This is a genomic window from Nonomuraea jabiensis (assembly GCF_014204795.1).
Taxonomy (GTDB): Bacteria; Actinomycetota; Actinomycetes; order Streptosporangiales; family Streptosporangiaceae; genus Nonomuraea; species Nonomuraea jabiensis.
In genome coordinates, this window is the sequence record NZ_JACHMB010000001.1 from 9,799,006 (window position 1) to 9,815,799 (window position 16,794).

The window sequence follows — 16,794 nt, forward strand, 5'->3', positions numbered from 1 at the left end:
CTCCAGATTCCTGCCCGAGGACGCCGCCGGGCCTTTGCGCCAGCGTTCCAGGTTCGAGGCGCGCCGGCCTCCGGGCACCTCCAGCGGCATCTCCAGGATCATCCGCTGCCGCGGCGACAGCACCCCTCGGTGTACTGGCTGATCTGCGAGACATCCTCGATCCCGAGCTGCTCGCCGAGGTACACCAGCACCTCGTCGGGCACGTCCAGCGGGTCGGTCAGAAAGCACCCGACGTAGCGAGCTGTCGTCAGCTGGAAGGCGAAGCCGAGGCGGGCGTGCGCCCCACGCCCGCTCAGCGATCAACGCCCGATCCGCTTCCTCCAGATAGAAGAACCGCTCCAGCTCCGCCTGCGACTGAGCACCCGAGAAGCGGCCACCTCACCATCACTCAAGAACTCAACCGGCATAGACGCCGAAGGTAGGCCAGGCCCGGCAAGCAGGACGAGCGGAAGATCAAATAGTTAGCAGGGGCCACCCGCTAACGGGACTTTCGTTCGGATGCTCGTCATGCCCCGCTTCGAGCGCAGGGGCGGCGTCGCACCCGGTCGCCCGCCCGGCTGTACGGGATCGGATGACCCGTCACCCTGCTCGCCCCGACAGCCGGGTGTCCCGCCACGCCCGCTACGAGAAGGCGCGCGTCCAGTCCATGGGCGCGTACTCCACCCGCCGTAGCCACACCACCCGATACCCCCTGGGGAGTATCGGGCGGTGACATCACCAGGACGACGACACCACCGCACCCGGAACGCGATGCTCGACACCTCATCCGAAGAAAGGCATCGCCTCATGTCATCGACCCTGGTACGGCACATCACCCCCGTCCTCCCGCACCGCGCTCGCGGCGTGGTGGCCGAGGTGTACGTGCAGGTCAACGCCGAGTTCAGCAGCATCGGCCCGGTCGTGATGATGATGTCGCCCTCCCCCGAGCTCATGGCCGCGGGCTGGTCGCTCATGCGCGAGAGTCAGCTCGCCGGCGACGTCCCGGCGCTGGAGAAGACCGTCGTGGCACTGGGCGGGGCGCAGGCCAACGACCTCGACTACGACATCCAGGCGTTCCTGTCGGTGCTGCGCCTGCTCGGCGAGCCGCACCTGGCCGAGACCATCGAACGCGGCGACCCGCCCGCCGACGCCAGGCTCGCCGCCCTGCTGGACTGGGCCGCCTCCACCGGGGTGGCCACCCGCGAGCCGCTACGGCCCCCCTTCCCCGCCGGGCCCGAAGCCGCCGAATTCCTCGGCACGCTCCTGTTCACGCACTTCGTCGACCGGGTCGCGGCCGCCATGCTGCCCGCCGGGCTGACCCCCGGTACCCTGAACCCCGACGACGAACCGCCCTTCGACGGCGCCCCCGTCCTGCGCCCGCTCGACCAGGCCCTGCGCCCCGGCGCCACACTCCCCCTGCTGGACGGCCTGCCCACCGCGCCACCCCCGCCGTGGGCCGGCGACCACCCGATCGGCACCGCGTACGCCACCCTCACCGCCACCGCCGCCCAAGGCGCCGGCCTGCTCACCCCTGAGGCCGCGGCCGTGACGGCCGAGGTGATCGCCGAACACCGGGGCCGCCGCCTGCAGGTCGGCGACTGGCTCGACCAGCCGCTGGCCGGCCTGGCACCGGACGAGCGCGCGGGCGCGCGCGTCGCGATCCTCGCCGGCCTGGCACCGCACGCCATCACCGACGAGCACGTCGCCGCCTGGCGCGCCACCGACCGCCGCTTCAGCGACCACTGCACCGTCTTCCTGCTCGCCTACGGCGCCATGACCGCCGTCACCCACATCGAATCCGACATCACCACCTGACTCCATCCGCACCTGGGCTGCAAGGACGGCCGGTCCAGCACGGCTGCCACCACTCCGCGGGTGGCGCGAGTCAGGAAGGAACGGCTGCCACCACACCGTGGATGGCGCGGGCCAGGAAAGAACGGCTGCCACCAGACGCAGGCCACACCGAGACGGCGCCACCAGCGGGACCGCCACACCGCAGACCGCCCATTCCAACTCCCTCCCGTGAGCGCGCCGGGCAGCCGCACGCACGTAAGCCGCCACAACCACGGGGGCCACGCCCACCCAAGCCGGCGCGCGGCGGACGGTCCGCTCGGACACGGCGGCTCGGCGCGCTCACGGGCGGGAGTCCAGTCGGCGGGTGTGACGCTCACCGACAGTCAGCGGGTGCTGGGCGAGCCGATCATCCGAGGACGTGGCACCCGCTCGGACGTCTCAACCGCGCAGCAGCTCCTCCCGCTTGGCCAGCAGGCGCGCTCGTTCTTCGGACAGCACGGCGTCGCGGTGCCGCAGCTGCGTCCCCATGCCCTTGACCCATTGGGCCGTCCGCTCGACCTCGGCGCGAGTGTTCTCGATGCGCTGATGCTTCATCACATCGGTGATGATGTTGTCGAAGAACGTGTCGACGAACCACCGCGTGTCCACCTCGGGCAGGCGCGGATGCGCGGAGACCCCGACGTCGGCGAGTTCGCGAGAGAAGACGTCCAGGGCCCGCTGGGCGTGCCAGGCGGCCTCGTCGGCGGAGCGCAGCCGGTTGTGCTCGACGGCGTCGGCGATCAGGCCGCCGCCCAAGAGGTCCCAGGTGGAGGCGCCCTTGGCCGAGCCGAGGTAGCCGAGCACCTTGGCCAGCGCCTGGAGTGCGGCCTGCCCAGCCTGGTACGCCTCCGCCTGTTCGCGCAGCTGCGCCGCGACGCGGTCGAGCGCGGCGCCGAGCTCTGTCAGCTCACGGGCGCGGGCATCACCGCTGGCGAGTAGCTGCCGTTCCTTCTGGGCCAGCAGCGTCTCGTACTCCTCCGAGGCCGTCGCGAGTACCGCCAGCTCGGCTTCGATCGCCTGCGCGTCCGCCTCGATCTGGGCCAGCCGGGCCCGGTGGCCGTCGAGCCGCTGCCTGGCGGCGGCGGCCTCGGCACGCTCACGCTCCAGCCGCTCCTCGCGCTGGTTCACCAGGCGGGCCAGCAAAGCGGTCAGCCCGCCTTCCAGGCGCGTGACGTCGGCCTCCTCCTTGGACAGATCCTTCTCCAGGCCGGTCAGGGTGTGGTGGGCCTGCTTGATCTGCTCTACGGTGGCCGCTTGCTGACGCCGCAGGCGGTCAGCTCGATGCATTCGAGCGGCCGCCGCACGCAGCCGCTCGTCGAGATCTAAAGAACTCGTCACACTCCGGATGACGAACGAACAGCCCCAGACGTTCCGGCACCCGACCGCTCGCCCGTAGGGTCCGCGCCACGAAGGGTCCGCGCCCGTGGAGTGCGCACCACGGAGAAGGGTCCCCACCGACGCGGTGTCGCCGCCCACCACGGCGGGTCTCCACCGGCGGCTGGCACGGCCCATCACAGAGGAGGGTCCCACGGGCGCGGTGGCACGGCGCCTCACGAGTGGCAGTCGAACCCGCTGTTCGCGGTGCTCGCCGACCTCAACCAGGAGCGTGTCCTGCGAGCCCGAAACCCACGCCCTCCACCCCTCACCGCCGGCGCGCCACGAACGCCGGTAACCCCGCCACGTCCACATCCGCGTCCGGCCACCGCCGCCGCAATGCCTCGGCCACCCGCCACCCCCACCCGGCCAGCCCCGGCAGCACACCGAACGACTCCGCCACCCGCGCCGCCGCCTCCACCGTCGCCACCAGCTGCACCCGGCTGTCATCACCCGGCCCCCGCCCGTCCACCAGCGACAACCGCTGCAGCCGCAGCAACATGTACGAGAAGCACGCCGCCGCCAGCCCGAACCCGAACCGCCGATCGTCCTCCGCCTCCGGCACCCCCACGGCCAGCGCCCGCCGATACGCCGCCCCCATCCGCCAGTCCACCGACAGCCACGCGGGACCCGGGACGTACAGGCAGACCGCGTCATGCAGCGCATGCGTGAACCCGGCGAACTCGAAATCGATCAGCCGCGCGTCCGGCGCCCCCGTCACCCGCACCAGAACGTTGTTGGCCTCCGGATCGCCGTTGCTCAACGCCAGGAACGGCCCCGGATCCTCCAACTCCTCCAGCACCAGAGCCAACTCCCGCTCGGCACCACCGGCGACCTCCACCCCCAAGGCCGCCACCTGCAGCCGCCCCTCCTCCCGGAACCCGGCGTACCTCCCCGCACAGTCCGCCACCCGATCGACCGCCCCCAGAGCCGCCCTGCGCGCGTAATAGACCTCCGCCCGGCCGGCGGTCACGGCGTTCAGCTGACCGCGTATCCGGGCGAACGCCGCCAGCCGCTCCCCATGCGCCGCCGCCCCGTCCGCCAGCAGCAGGCCGTCCAGCGCCACCCGCGGCGCCAGATCCTCCAGCACCACCACCCCCGCCGCCAGATCCACCGCCACCACCCGCGCGGCCAGCCGCACGCCGAGATCGTCCGACAGGAACCGCAGGGCGGCCACCTCGCTGCGCAGCCGCCACGACTCCGAACGGTCGGGACCGGGCCCATGAGGCCGCATCCACTTCACGATCACCGAGCCGTCCGAGCCGTCCGAGCCGCTCAGCTGTGCCCGCGCGACCGCCCATGGCTCCAGCCGCCGCCACCCGACGACGGTCGCGGGCGACAGCAGCTTCTCGACCTTGTGGACCAGGTTGTTCTCTGTGGGATCGAGGATGATCATCAGCCCGGCGCCTTTACAAAGTAGATTTCTGAGGGAGTGCGACCAGGTGCTGCAGCCGCCGCGCCTCCTGGACCAGCCTGCTCGACCCCTTACGGGCCGCCACCGCCGCCACCTCCGGCAGCTCGGCCCGTACGCCGCCGATCCTGGCCGCCCGGGCCCCCGCCGCCAGCAGGTCGGACACGCCCGCGCGGGGCCGTTCGCCCTCCTGGGGCAGCAGTCCGGGCAAGAGCCGCACGACCACCTCCCACACCGCCTCGTGGGCCCCGGCCTGCGTGGCGTCGTCGAGCACCGACACCACCCGGTTGAGCTTGAGGAACCCCTCGGCGACCAGCTTCGTGAGCGTCTGCGCCAGGGCCTGCGCCGGCACCCGGCCGCGGGCGGCCAGCGTCAGGAGGGCGTCGGTGGCGGCGGCGCGTTCGGCGGCGTGCGCGTGGCCCATGCCGCAGGCGAGCGCGTGCGCCACCGCGCTGCCGAGCGGCCCGTCGGCGTGGGCCAGGCCGACCAGCGCCTGCGTCTGCGACTCGCTGGAGTCGATGCAGATCGACATCATCCAGACCAGGTGCGCGGCCACGATCTCCGGGTGCGAGGGCATGGCGAGCGGCCACCACTCGAGCGTGAACGCGTAGCCGGTCTCCGGCCGGTAGAGCGGGCGGAGCTCCTCGGGAAGATCGTCCGGCACGTCCACCACGGAGCGCAGGGCGGGCACACCCGTCAGGTAGTAGCCGTTACGTTCCTTGGCCAGGTGGACCGTCACCCGCGGATCGGGGGCCCCACCGTCGCGCATCCAGGCGGCGCACGCGCGGCCCGCCTCGGAGGCCAGCCGCTGCGCCCGCCGCACGCACGCGTCGGGGACGTCGCGGGGCAGCCGCAGCAGGGCCTGGATCAGGTCGCCGGGTAACGCCCGCGCCCCGGCGGCCTCCAGCAGCTCGAGCCGGTCGAGCAGCACCTCCGGATCGACGTGGCCACTGCCCGCCGTGGGCGTGGCCAGCAGGACCGGGTATCCGTCGCCCTCCTCGAACGAGCGCGCGAGCTCGGCGGCGCGGCCGAAGTAGAGCTGCTTGAACCCGCCCAGGGTCGGCGGCTGCCGGATGGCGGGCGTGGGCTGCCGGTGCCCGCCCTCCGGCGAGGCGAACGCGAGGAACACCCGGCGCACGACATGGAGGGGGTTCTCGCTGTTGGGACCGAAGAAGAACGGATCGAACGGCTCCAGCCAGGGACGCAACGCCTCGCGCAGCGCGTCGGGCGCCCGCCGCGACCACTCGACCAGCCCGGCCAGGAGGCGTTCGAAGGTGTGCGGGTCCACCTCGTGGGCGCTCACCGCGCGTACGAGCTGCTCCGGCGAGGCGTACGGCGCCGGCAACGCCGGCCCTTGCCCCACCGCCGGCAGCGGCGTGACGGTCACCTCCTCGGCGGCGATGTCGCCTCCGTACGCCGCCGAGACCCGCTCCAGCAGCTCCTCGGGCAGCCCGGCCGCCGCCTGCCGCACCGCCTCCCGGCCGGTCTCCCCCGCCTGCGGGGCCAGCTTGACGGCCAGCCGCACGGCACGCTCCTGCAGCGCCAGCGTGTCCTGCGCGAAGATCAGGGACACGGCGGCCAGCACGACGTCCGCGCGGCGGGCGTCACGCAGCACGGCATCGCCGGCCCACGACAGGGCCGCGCGCAGCAGCTTCTTCTCCGGCCGGAACGCCAGCGCCTCCACCGCCTCGGCGAACAGCTCCTCCTCCAGCCGCCCAGCCTCCTCCAGCCGACGCAGCTGCGCCAGCGCCAGATCGGCCACCGCCACCGGCCCGGCCGGCAGCAGCCGCGTGTAGTCCCTGGCCCGCTCGGCGGACTCGTCGATGTCGAGGTCGAGCCGATCGTGCAGGACGACCAGGGCGCTCAGCGCCGACGGCCCGTCACGCAGCAGCCGCCCCACGATGCCGTCGATGACCGGCTTGCGCTCCAGCGGGCCGTCCTCGACGAGCCGGGCGATGGTCCCCACCTGCTCGGGGAGGGCCTCGCCCAGGCCGTCGATCTCGAAGAGCCGCGGCGCGAACGCGGTGAACAGCGGATCGGTGGCCGCCGTCCGCGAGTGAAGCGAGCGTAACCAGCCCACCATGAACGCGTCGCCGTCCGGCGGCTCGATCCCGGTCTCGCGCACGAGCGCCGCGGCCACCTCCCAGTGGCGCAGCTCGGGAAGGCGCAGGCGGGCGGCGATGCGGCGGGCCACGTCGGCCCGCCACTCGGCCGGCCGCTGCCGCAGCAGCAGGATGATGCGCTCGTCGTCGCCGTGCTGGGCCCACTGGAACTCGCGCCTGAACAGCCACGCCGTGACGGCCGCCGCGCCGCCCAGGCACGCCACGCCCGCCAGCCGCAACGGCCTGAGCTGGTGCCGCCAGGACCCCCAGTCCGCCGGCCGCAGCCCCGACAGGTGGCCCGGCAGCTGCGCCGCCACCGCCTTGCGATCGTCGGCGTCCAGCTCGAGGAGCAGGTGGAAGACTCGGGCCACGTCACCGCCCTTGGCCAGCTTGACCAGGCGCTCCCAAGCGCTCATCCGGCCACCTCCGACACGGGCCGGCAAGAACCGGCGCATGGCCGGCAAGAGCCGGCGCATGAACACACCTCCGCTGCGTCAACCATGACGGTGACCCTAGCGATCACCCACGACAATCTCGGGCCCCGCACGTCGACCAGCCCCGCGGCACGTGGACGACGCCCGAGGGTGCCCTGCCATCGGCGACCTTCCGGCAGAAGTTCCGCGGTCAGAGCGGGGAACGGGACGGCTCACCTGCGGCCGCACGCTCCCGCTCCGGCGCGGGAACGACGGGGGCTCTCATGAACGCCGCGGCGACGGCCGTGGCGGCCAGCAGCACGAGGCCGAGCCCGAACGCGAGCGCCGCCGCCGCGCCCGCATCCGAGCCGCCGGCCAGGCCGTGCAGGAAGACGCTGCCGAGCAGGGCGATCCCCAGCGTGCCGCCGAACTGCTGGACGGCGTTGAGCAGGCCGGCCGCCGACCCGACCTGATGGGGGTGCAGGCGCGCCAGGGCGGCGGTGAAGAACGGGACGGTGACCATGCCGTTCCCGGCCCCGCACACCGCCAGCGCCGCAAGCAGCGGCCACGGGTGGGCACCCGCGTAGGCGGCCAGGGCGCCCAGCACCCCGGCGAACAGGACGCCCAGCCCGGCGAACATGACCCGGGTCAGGCGGCGCGGCGTCATCCGCGCGCCCACGATCGCCGAGGAGATCGCCAGCCCGCAGGACCACGGGAGCAGCGTCAGCCCGGCGGTCAGGACGTCGCGGCCCAGGCCGAGCTGCACCTGCAACACGATGACCAGCATCAGCCCGTTGGTGACCGCGAAGAGCAGCGTCGAGGTCGCCAGCGCGGCCGGGAAGACCCGGTCGCCGAACAGGCTCGGCTCGACCAGGGGAGCGCGCCCGCGCCGGGCCCGGCGGCGCTGGTGGAGCCCGAACGCCACCAGGACGAGGACCCCGGCGACGAGCATGGCCGCACCCCACCCCGGCCGTACGACGTCGCCGCCCTCGATGAGCGGGTAGACGACCAGCCCGGCACCCAGCACTGCCAGCCCGGTCCCGGGCAGGTCCAGCCGGGGCGGCCGTGCGGCCCGGTCCTCGCGGAGCAGGGGTCCGGTGGCGAGCACGGCCACAGCGAGGGGCACGTTGACCAGGAACGCCGCCCGCCACGAGGAGCCGAACAGGTCGGCGTGGGTGAGCACGGCCCCGAGCACCGGCCCGCAGATCACCGACAGGCCCATGACGGGCCCGATGGTGCTCATCGCCCTGGCCAGCTCGGCGCCGGCGAACATGGACCGGATCAGCCCGATCGTCTGCGGGATGACCAGGGCGGCGGCCGTGCCCTGGAGCGCCCGCGCCCCGATCAGCACCCCTGCGCCGGGCGCCAGCGCGCAGCACAACGACGCCAGCGTGAACCCCGCGACCCCGATCAGGAACACCCGCTTGCGGCCGAGCAGGTCTCCCAACCGGCCACCCAAGATCAGGAACGCCGCGAACGGCAGCGTGTAGGCCGAGCTGAACCACTGGATGGCGGACTCGGAGCCGCCGAGCCCGGCGCGGATCACCGGCGCCGCGACCTGCACGATCGTCGAGTCCAGCACGTTCATCGCCTCAGCGGTCAGCAGCGCGCCCAGCACGGCCCACCGCCACCGGTAGGCCGCCGTCGGATCCGGTCGAACCGGCATGTCTCAGTCCCCCTCAGTCGTACGGATGAATTCCGCGACCAAGGCTGCGGCCACCGGCACCGGCGATTCCACAAGGCCCGCGATGTTCGGGCGATTTTTCCACGAAGCACGGTCTGGTGCATGATTCGCTCATGCTCGACGATCTGGACCGTGGTTTGATCCATGCCCTGCACATCGACGGGCGGGCGCCGTTCAGCGGCATCGCCCGGGTGCTGGGCGTGTCCACCCAGACCGTGGCCCGCCGCTACCAGCGGCTGCGCGCGAACGCCTCCCTGCGCGTCGTCGGGCTGCCCGACCCGCGCCGGGTGGGGCGCAGCCAGTGGGTGGTCCGCCTCAGCACCAGCCCGGCCGCGACCCGCACCCTCGCCCAGGCCCTGGCCCGGCGGCCCGACACGTCATGGATCAAACTGCTGTCCGGCGGCACCGAGATCTTCGCCATGGTCCACGTCCCGCACGGCGTGGACGACCCGCCCTCGATGCTGCTGCACGACCTGCCCAGGAAGGCGGGGATCACCTCGGTCTCGGCCCAGTACCTGCTCCACTCCTACCGGGGCGGGCCCACCGCGTGGCAGGGCATCGCCCAGACCCTCGACGAGGAGCAGCAGCGGCAGCTCAGGCGGGCCCACGCGGCGCCGTCGGGCCGGCCGTCACTGGACCGCACCGACCAGGCCCTGCTCGACGCCCTGCGCCACGACGGCCGCGCCGGCTACGCCGACCTCGCCAGGAGCACCGGCTGGTCCGAGGCCACGGTCGCGCGGCGCCTGGCCGACCTGCGCGCCCACGGCACGATCTTCTTCGACCTCGAGATCGACCCCGTCGCCCTCGGCGTGGCGACGCAGGCGCTGCTCTGGATGGCGATCGCGCCGGCGCACCTCGACCAGGTTGCCACCGCCCTGGCGGGCCACGACGAGCCGGCCGCCGTCGCCCACACCACCGGCCCCACCAACCTGCTGGCCCACGCGCTGTGCTCCGGCACCGATCACCTGCACCGCTACATCACCCACCGGCTGGGAGCGTTGCCCGAGATCCGTACCATCGAGACGGCTCCCGTCCTGCAGACCGTCAAGCACGCCGGACCGCTCCGGCCCGGCCCCTGACCCTCACGAGCGGTCATCAGCCCTCGGCAACGCCGGCGGCCCGGACGGCGCGACCACCCACCTCTCGCAGGTACGCCAGCAGTTCCGGCGGGTCGTGCACCTCGAACTCGCAGCCGAGCATGAGCAGCCGCGCCGCCAGCCACTCCAGGGTGTCGGCGTGTCCGCGCAGCTCGCAGCTGTGCCCATCGACGGGCCGGACGTCGTCCGGAGCGGCGCCGAGCCGCCGGATCACCTCCTCGGCCGGCAGGCGCAGGGTCGCCCGCACCTCGTAGGTGGGAACGATCGAGTACATCTTGCGCGTGACGAAGGCGGCCGCGTCCGGCTCGGGCGGCTCGCGGAGCGCGACCCGCACGCCGGTCGGCCGCGGGGCGCTGAGCCGGTCGACGCGGAAGATCCGCCAGTCGTCGCGGTCGTTGTCGTACGCGAGCAGATACCAGCGGCGCCCGCCGGCCACCAGGCGGTAGGGCTCGACCAGGCGGCTGCTCCGGCTCCCGTCGTTGGCCTGGTAGTCGAAGCGCAGGCGTTCGCGGTTGGCGGCCGTCCAGGCGAGCACGGCCAGGTTCTGCGGGTCGACGCTGGGCCCGTTCGCCGCCGTCATCGATACCGTGGCGGCCCCGAGCGCGCCCACCCGCTGCCGCAGCCGCGCCGGCAGCACCTGCTCCAGCTTGGCCAGAGCGCGTACGGAGGCCTCCTCCATGCCGGCCACCGGCTGCCCGGCCGCCATGCGCAGGCCCACCGCGATGGCCACCGCCTCCTCGTCGTCCAGCAGCAGCGGCGGCATGGCCTTGCCGGCGACGAGCCGGTAGCCGCCCATCGCGCCCATCGTCGCCTGCACCGGGTAGCCGAGCTCGCGCAGGCGGTCGATGTCGCGGCGAACCGTACGGGGGCTGACCTCCAGCCGTTCGGCCAGCTCGCTGCCGGGCCATTCGCGCGGGGTCTGCAGCAACGACAGCAGCGCGAGCAGCCGTGCGGGGGTGTCGCTCATGACTCCAAGTATGCGTGCCATGTAGGACACGGATCGACCTAGATGCCTCCTACCGTCGGTCCCGTCATCGCGACCACAGGAGGACAATCATGGGCACCGAGATCCGCCCCTTTCGCATCGACATCCCCCAGGCCGACCTGGACGACCTGAACGACCGGCTGGCCCGTACCCGGTGGTCCCGGCGGCTGCCGGGCGAGGGCTGGAGCCGCGGCGTCCCCGCCGACCACCTCGAGGAGTTGGCCTCCTACTGGCGCGACGGCTACGACTGGCGCCGGCACGAGGCGCGGCTGAACGGGTTCCCCCAGTTCATGACCGAGATCGACGGCCAGGACATCCACTTTCTGCACGTGCGCTCCGCCGAGCCGGACGCCCTGCCGCTCGTCCTGACGCACGGCTGGCCGAACTCCTTCGTGGAGTTCGCCGACCTCATCGAGCTTCTCACCGACCCCCGCGCGCACGGCGGCGACCCCGCTCAGGCGTTCCACGTCGTGGTGCCGTCGCTGCCCGGGTTCGCCTTCTCGGCGCCGCCGCGCGAGACCGGCTGGGACGTCACGCGCGTGGCGCGGATCTGGGCGGAGCTGATGCGCCGCCTCGGATACGACCGCTACGGCACCCAGGGCGGCGATTACGGCGCGTACGTCGCCCCGGAGGTCGCCACGGCCGACCCGGAGCACGTGATCGGCGTCTACGTCATCAGCGGGCTCGGCTTCCCCACCGAGGACGACGTCCCGGAGATGACCGAGGAGGAGCGGGCAGCGTACGCGCTGCTGCAGGGGCAGGACTGGATGAACGGCGTGGACCATCACGGGCTGCTGCGCGCGGCGCCGGCGACCTTCGCCTACGGCTGGCACGACTCCCCGGTCGGGGCGCTGGCCTGGATGACGCACAAGTTCAAGGAGTTCACCGTCGCGGCCAAGACGCCGGAGGAGGTGATCGACCGTGACCTCCTCCTGACGAACGTGAGCCTCTACTGGCTCACCGGGACCTTCGGCACGTCGTCCTGGCCGTACTACGACAGCACGGGCTTCGGCTGGCCCCAGGGGCAGACGGTGGCGCCCACCGGCGTCTACAGCGGGCCGCCCGGGATCCGGCGGCTCGCCGAGCGGCACAACACCATCCTGCACTGGCCGGAGGACAACACGGCCGGGCACCACTTCGTCGCCATGGAGCAGCCCGATCGCCTGGCGGCCGACCTGCGCGCGTTCTTCGCCAAGGTCCGCTGACGTTCCCGTGCGGCCGCGCCGGTGGCGCGGCCGCACCGGTCAGAGCAGCTCGACGTAGCCCTCGGCGCCGTTGACGCGGATGAGGCGGCCGTCCTCGATGCGCCGGGTGGCGTTCTCCACGCCGACGACCGCGGGCAGGCCGTACTCCCTGGCGACCACCGCGCCGTGCGTCATCACCCCGCCGACCTCCATCACGACGCCCTTGACCGAGACGAACAGCGGCGACCAGCTCGGGTCGGTGTAGACGGTGACGAGGATGTCGCCCTCCTCGACCGCCGCCTCGTCCATGCTCAGCACGACGCGGGCGCGCCCCTCGACGACGCCCGAGGACACGGCGATGCCCGCCAGGGCGCCCTCGGGCAGGGCGCCGGTGTCGTACTCGCCGGAGATCACCTCGCCGTCGGAGGTGATGACGCGCGGCGGCGTCAGCTTCCGGTCCTCCTCGAACGCCTGCCGCCGCTCGTCGACGAGCGCGGGGTCGAGCCGCCCGGTCCGTACGACCTGCCGGAACTCCTCCAGCGACAGGAAGAACACGTCCTGCGGCTCCCTGATCACCCCGCGGGCGGCGAGGTCGGCGGCCTCGGCGAGCAGCGCTCGCTTGTACAGCTCGTACCGCTGGAGCAGGGCGTGCTTGGAGTACTCGCGGTAGCCGATGAAGTGGCGGATGAGGCTCATCTGCCGGGCCGCCTTCTTCGCCTTCCGCTCGCCGCCCGGCAGCGCCCTGAGGCGTTCCAGCAGGCCGGCGATGGTGCGCTCGGCCTCGGCGCGGCCCCGTTCGGCCTTGCGGGCGCGCTCGCCGGGCGCGAAGTTCCTGACGTTGCTCAGCAGGAGCGGGACGAGCTGGGTGGGGTCCTCGCTCCACCGGGTCCTGGTGATGTCGATGTCGCCCGAGCAGTGCATCCCGTACGTGCGCAGGTAGCCCTCAAGGGCGCGGCGCGCCTCGGGGCCGCCCTCCAGGCCGTCGAGCCCGGTCAGGAGCGTGTCGCGGCCGGCGCGTTCGAGGTGTTCGACCACCGCCGGGTACGGGCGGACGGCGTCCGCGACGTCCAGCAGGTCGAGGCCCATGGCGGCGACCACGTTGTGGTCGGCGGACTGGGCGATGGCGTCGGCGGCGTTCCGCACGCCGAGCCAGGCCTTCATGCGCTTGTTGACCCAGTTCACCGCCTGGATGCCGACGAAGGCCGCCGCCACGCTGCGCGGGTCGAAGGTGAGCCGGGCCAGCACGTCGTGGTCGTCCAGGATGTACGCGAACAGCTCGTCCCCCGTCTTGCCCGCGATGCCGCGTCGCAGCTCTTCGACCGTCCTCTCGTTCTCGGCGATCAGCTCGGGCACGGCCGCGGCGTCGTCCTTGCCGGACATCTTCAGATATTGGCGGGCCATCGGCAGCAGCCCGCCCTCGCCGAAGTCCAGCATCGAGGTCTTGCCGCGGGCCAGGTCGCGCACGAAGTCCTTCCTGGTCAGGACCTGGCGCAGGGCGTTGGCCATGAGGACGTCCACCTGGCCGAGGCTCTTGAGGGTGACCGCGCGCGCCCACGGCGAGGACAGCTCGGGCGAGACGTCCTTGTAGAACCGGCTGCCGGCCACCGTGCCCGCCGAGCGGCCCAGCCGGTCGTGCAGGAGCGCGAACACCGACAGGCCCAGGGGCTTGAAGGCGTCGGTCATCATCTGGCGGTGGCCGTAGGACATGAAGACGTGGTTCTTGCCGTCGGCCGTCCCGGGCACCGGGTAGAGGGTGGTGATCGGGCGGCTCTGCAGGATCTGGAACTCGCCGCCGGCCAGGCCCCACTCGATGTCCTGCGGGCGGCCGAAGTGGCTCTCGATGCGGCGGCCGAGGCGTTCGAGGCGGCGGATCTGCTCGTCGCTCAGGGTCTGGACGTGCCGGCGGGCGGGCTCGATCTCCCGCTCCTCCGTGCCGCCGTCCGGGGACGGGCGCAGCTCGATGGCCTGGGTGACGACGTTGCGCGCGATGATCTCGCCCGCGCGCACGCGGTAGTTGTCGGCGTTGGCCACGCCCGACACGAACGCCTCCCCGAGGCCGAACCCGGCGTCGATCGAGACCACCTTCCGGTTGCACGTCACCGGGTCGGCGGTGAACATGATGCCCGCGGCGTCGGGGAAGACCATCTGCTGCACGACCACGGACACGCGCACCGCGCGGTGCTCGAAGCCGCTCCTGATCCGGTACGCCACCGCCCGGTCGGTGAACAGCGACGCCCAGCAGCGCCGCACGCTCGCGAGCACCGCCGCGGCTCCCCTGACGTTCAGGTACGTGTCCTGCTGGCCGGCGAACGAGCTGGAGGGCAGGTCCTCGGCGGTGGCGCTGGACCGCACCGCGCAGGGCACGTCGCCGAGCTCCCCGAGGCGGCGCAGGATGTCATCCTCGATCTCGGCCGGCACGGGCAGCGTCTCGACGGCCTCCCGCAGGCGGGCGGACGCCTCGGCGATCCCGGCGCGGTCGTCGGCGCGCAGCCCGGAGAGCCCGTCGATCAGCGCGGCGATCGTCGCGTCCGACTCGACGACCGCGCGGTAGGCCTCGGTGGTGACGCAGAAGCCCGGCGGCACCCGCACCCCGTCGACGGCGGACAGCTCGCCGAGGTTGGCTCCCTTGCCGCCGACCAGGGGAAGCAGAGTCTTGTCGATGTCGTGGAAGCCGAGCACGTAGGCACCCATGGCGTGTTCCCGTCTGCCTGTCATGGCCAATTAGGATACAGAGCTGTCCTGTATCTTAATCCTCCGGGACCGCGCCGGGACGGCCGGGGTGGCTCAGGTACGCGTCCAGCCCGGCGGCGCCGGCCAGCATCGCCCGGCCGCGGGCCGTCAGCCGGGCCTGCCAGTCGCGCAGGGTCGCCTCCAGGGGCGCGATCCCCCCGGCGGAGCGCACCTGGGCGAGCAGCGGGGCGATCTGCTCCAGCAGGTAGCCGCCGCGCCTGAGCTGGTGGGCCAGCCGGGCGTCGCGCACGTCGGCGGCCGTGTAGACGCGGTAGCCGGTTTGAGGGTCGCGGCGCGGGTCGACCAGCCCGGCGCGCTCCCACTTGCGCAGGGTCGCGGGCCTGATGCCGAGCCTCCTGGCCAGCGGGCCGATGAAGGTGACGCCGCCGGGCCGCTCCTGTGACACTGCGGGCTTGTCCTCCGCCGTCAGGTCGCGCAGCGCCCGCTCCACGGCCAGCAGCGTCCGGCGGTCGTCGAGCAGCTGCGCGTGGCTCTCGTCGATGAGCCGCAGAGCCTCCTCGACCGCACCCCCGTTCACCTCCCGCATGATCGAGGTGGCCGTCTGGTGGCCGTGGCCGGGGATCAGGGCGAGGAAGGCGCGCAGGGCCTCCCGGTGGACGGGGGTATAGGTGCGGTAGCCGTGGGGGGTGCGCGCGGCCGGCGGGAGGATGCCCGCCTCCTCATAGTTCCGGATCGCCTGCGTGGACAGGCCGTGCTCGCGCGCCAGGTCCACGGGCCGGAGTCGCTCGCGGGGCATGGGCAAAGTTTACACAGAAGGTTCAACGATACGGTTGAAGGCATGGACTCCGCGATCCCCGACTCCGGCTGGCCCTTCGAGGGCGCCGCGATCACGAAGCTGCTCAGGTCGTTCCCGGCTCCTCCGCGCCTGCTCGCCCTCGGCGAGCCCACGCACGGCGAGGAGGTGTTCCTCCGGCAGCGCAACGAGGTCTTCCGCCACCTCGTGGAGCACGAGGGCCATCGGTCGATCGCGATCGAGAGCGACTGCCTGGCGGCGCTGGTCGTGGACGCGTACGTCACGGAGGGCGCAGGCACGCTCGACGACGTCATGCGGCGCGGCTTCAGCCACGGGCTCGGCGGCTCGGCCGCCAACCGGGAGCTCGTGAGCTGGATGCGGGAGCACAACCGGCACCGGCCCGCGGCCGAGCGGATCCGGTTCTTCGGCTTCGACGGGCCGCTCGAACTGGCCGGGCCCGGCAGCCCCCGCCAGGCCCTGGCCGGGCTGCACGGCTATCTCGCCGCCCACCTCGACGTGCCGCCCCTCGACGTGATCGACCGGCTGCTCGGCGCCGACTCCCGGTGGACGGACCCCGACGCCACCATGGACCCCACGCGGTCCGTCGGCCGCTCGCCCGAGGCCGTCGAGCTGCGCCTCATGGCGGACGACCTGGTGGCCCTGCTCATGGCGGAGTCACCGCGCCTGATCGCCGCAACCTCCCGGGAGGCGTGGTGGCGGGCCCGCCTGTTCGGGCGTACGGCCACGGGCCTGCTCCGCTACCACGCGGGGATGGCGGACACGTCGCCGGCCCGGGTCGGGCGCCTCATGGGGCTGCGGGACACGATGATGGCCGACAACCTCCTGGCCCTCGCGCCGCTGCACGGCCCGGCGCTGGTCCACGCCCACAACCGGCACCTCCAGCGGGACAGGAGCGTCTGGCAGACGTCGGGCTGGCAGGGCGGCGACCTGCTGCTGGAGTGGTGGAGCGCAGGCGCGATCGTCGCGGCGCAACTGGGCGAGGAGTACGCGTTCATCGCCTCGACCGTGGGCGCGGCCGCTCCGCCGGACACCCTGGAGGGCGTCCTGCACGCCGCCCTGCCTCCCGGCGCTCATCTGATCGCCTCCAGACGCCTGGCCGAGGCGTTGAAGGGCGTCGAGCCGGCTGCCCAGAGCGACACCAGCTCCGGCTACTTCGCCCTGGACCCCGGCCAGGCGCACACGACCGACGGCATCCTCTTCCTCAGGACCATTCCACCGGCCGAGTAA

Annotated in this window: 12 protein-coding genes; 4 read left to right on the forward strand and 8 right to left on the reverse strand. The window is 73.1% G+C overall.

Going from position 1 to position 16,794, the window contains the following annotated elements; genetic code table 11:
- Positions 1 to 98 precede the first annotated feature (98 nt).
- Entirely contained in the window at positions 99 to 296 is a 198-nt protein-coding gene (locus tag HD596_RS44895; protein ID WP_185079097.1) for a DUF4158 domain-containing protein, read from the reverse strand.
- Between the two features lie 490 nt (positions 297 to 786).
- On the opposite strand from HD596_RS44895, the gene HD596_RS44900 reads away from it, so the two are divergent.
- Positions 787 to 1,794 carry a DNA-binding protein gene (locus HD596_RS44900; protein ID WP_185075453.1) on the forward strand — a complete coding sequence of 336 codons (1,008 nt, stop codon included), beginning with the start codon at positions 787 to 789 and terminating at the stop codon, positions 1,792 to 1,794.
- A 417-nt stretch (positions 1,795 to 2,211) separates the two neighbouring features.
- Here the strand turns inward: HD596_RS44900 and HD596_RS44905 are convergent, their stop codons facing one another.
- The 4 genes from HD596_RS44905 to HD596_RS44920 form a co-directional block, all read right to left on the reverse strand.
- Positions 2,212 to 3,150 (reverse strand): hypothetical protein, encoded by a 939-nt coding sequence (locus HD596_RS44905; protein ID WP_185075454.1) that lies wholly within the window; start codon positions 3,148 to 3,150, stop codon positions 2,212 to 2,214.
- Between the two features lie 304 nt (positions 3,151 to 3,454).
- A complete protein-coding gene (locus HD596_RS44910; protein ID WP_185075455.1) occupies positions 3,455 to 4,582 on the reverse strand; it encodes a phosphotransferase in 1,128 nt (375 codons plus the stop codon).
- Between the two features lie 13 nt (positions 4,583 to 4,595).
- Positions 4,596 to 7,115, reverse strand: coding sequence for a DUF7825 domain-containing protein (locus tag HD596_RS44915; protein ID WP_185075456.1), 2,520 nt, complete (start codon positions 7,113 to 7,115; stop codon positions 4,596 to 4,598).
- 208 nt (positions 7,116 to 7,323) lie between these two features.
- Entirely contained in the window at positions 7,324 to 8,778 is a 1,455-nt protein-coding gene (locus HD596_RS44920) for an MFS transporter (protein WP_185075457.1), read from the reverse strand.
- 131 nt (positions 8,779 to 8,909) lie between these two features.
- Here HD596_RS44920 and HD596_RS44925 point away from each other — a divergent pair, with 131 nt between their 5' ends.
- Positions 8,910 to 9,875, forward strand: a complete 966-nt coding sequence (locus tag HD596_RS44925; RefSeq protein WP_185075458.1) for an Lrp/AsnC family transcriptional regulator — start codon at positions 8,910 to 8,912, stop codon at positions 9,873 to 9,875.
- Between the two features lie 16 nt (positions 9,876 to 9,891).
- On the opposite strand, the gene HD596_RS44930 is transcribed toward HD596_RS44925, so the two are convergent.
- Entirely contained in the window at positions 9,892 to 10,860 is a 969-nt protein-coding gene (locus HD596_RS44930; RefSeq protein WP_185075459.1) for a helix-turn-helix transcriptional regulator, read from the reverse strand.
- A gap of 89 nt (positions 10,861 to 10,949) precedes the next feature.
- Here HD596_RS44930 and HD596_RS44935 point away from each other — a divergent pair, with 89 nt between their 5' ends.
- Entirely contained in the window at positions 10,950 to 12,083 is a 1,134-nt protein-coding gene (locus HD596_RS44935; RefSeq protein WP_185075460.1) for an epoxide hydrolase family protein, read from the forward strand.
- 39 nt (positions 12,084 to 12,122) lie between these two features.
- Here HD596_RS44935 and rph read toward each other — a convergent pair whose 3' ends face one another.
- Entirely contained in the window at positions 12,123 to 14,777 is a 2,655-nt protein-coding gene (rph, locus tag HD596_RS44940; RefSeq protein WP_246555320.1) for a rifamycin-inactivating phosphotransferase, read from the reverse strand.
- Positions 14,778 to 14,808: 31 nt separating this feature from the next.
- Entirely contained in the window at positions 14,809 to 15,549 is a 741-nt protein-coding gene (locus HD596_RS44945; protein WP_185075461.1) for a TioE family transcriptional regulator, read from the reverse strand.
- 42 nt (positions 15,550 to 15,591) lie between these two features.
- Between HD596_RS44945 and HD596_RS44950 the strand changes: the two genes are divergently transcribed.
- On the forward strand, positions 15,592 to 16,794 hold the full coding sequence (locus HD596_RS44950; RefSeq protein ID WP_185075462.1) for an erythromycin esterase family protein: 1,203 nt from the start codon (positions 15,592 to 15,594) through the stop codon (positions 16,792 to 16,794).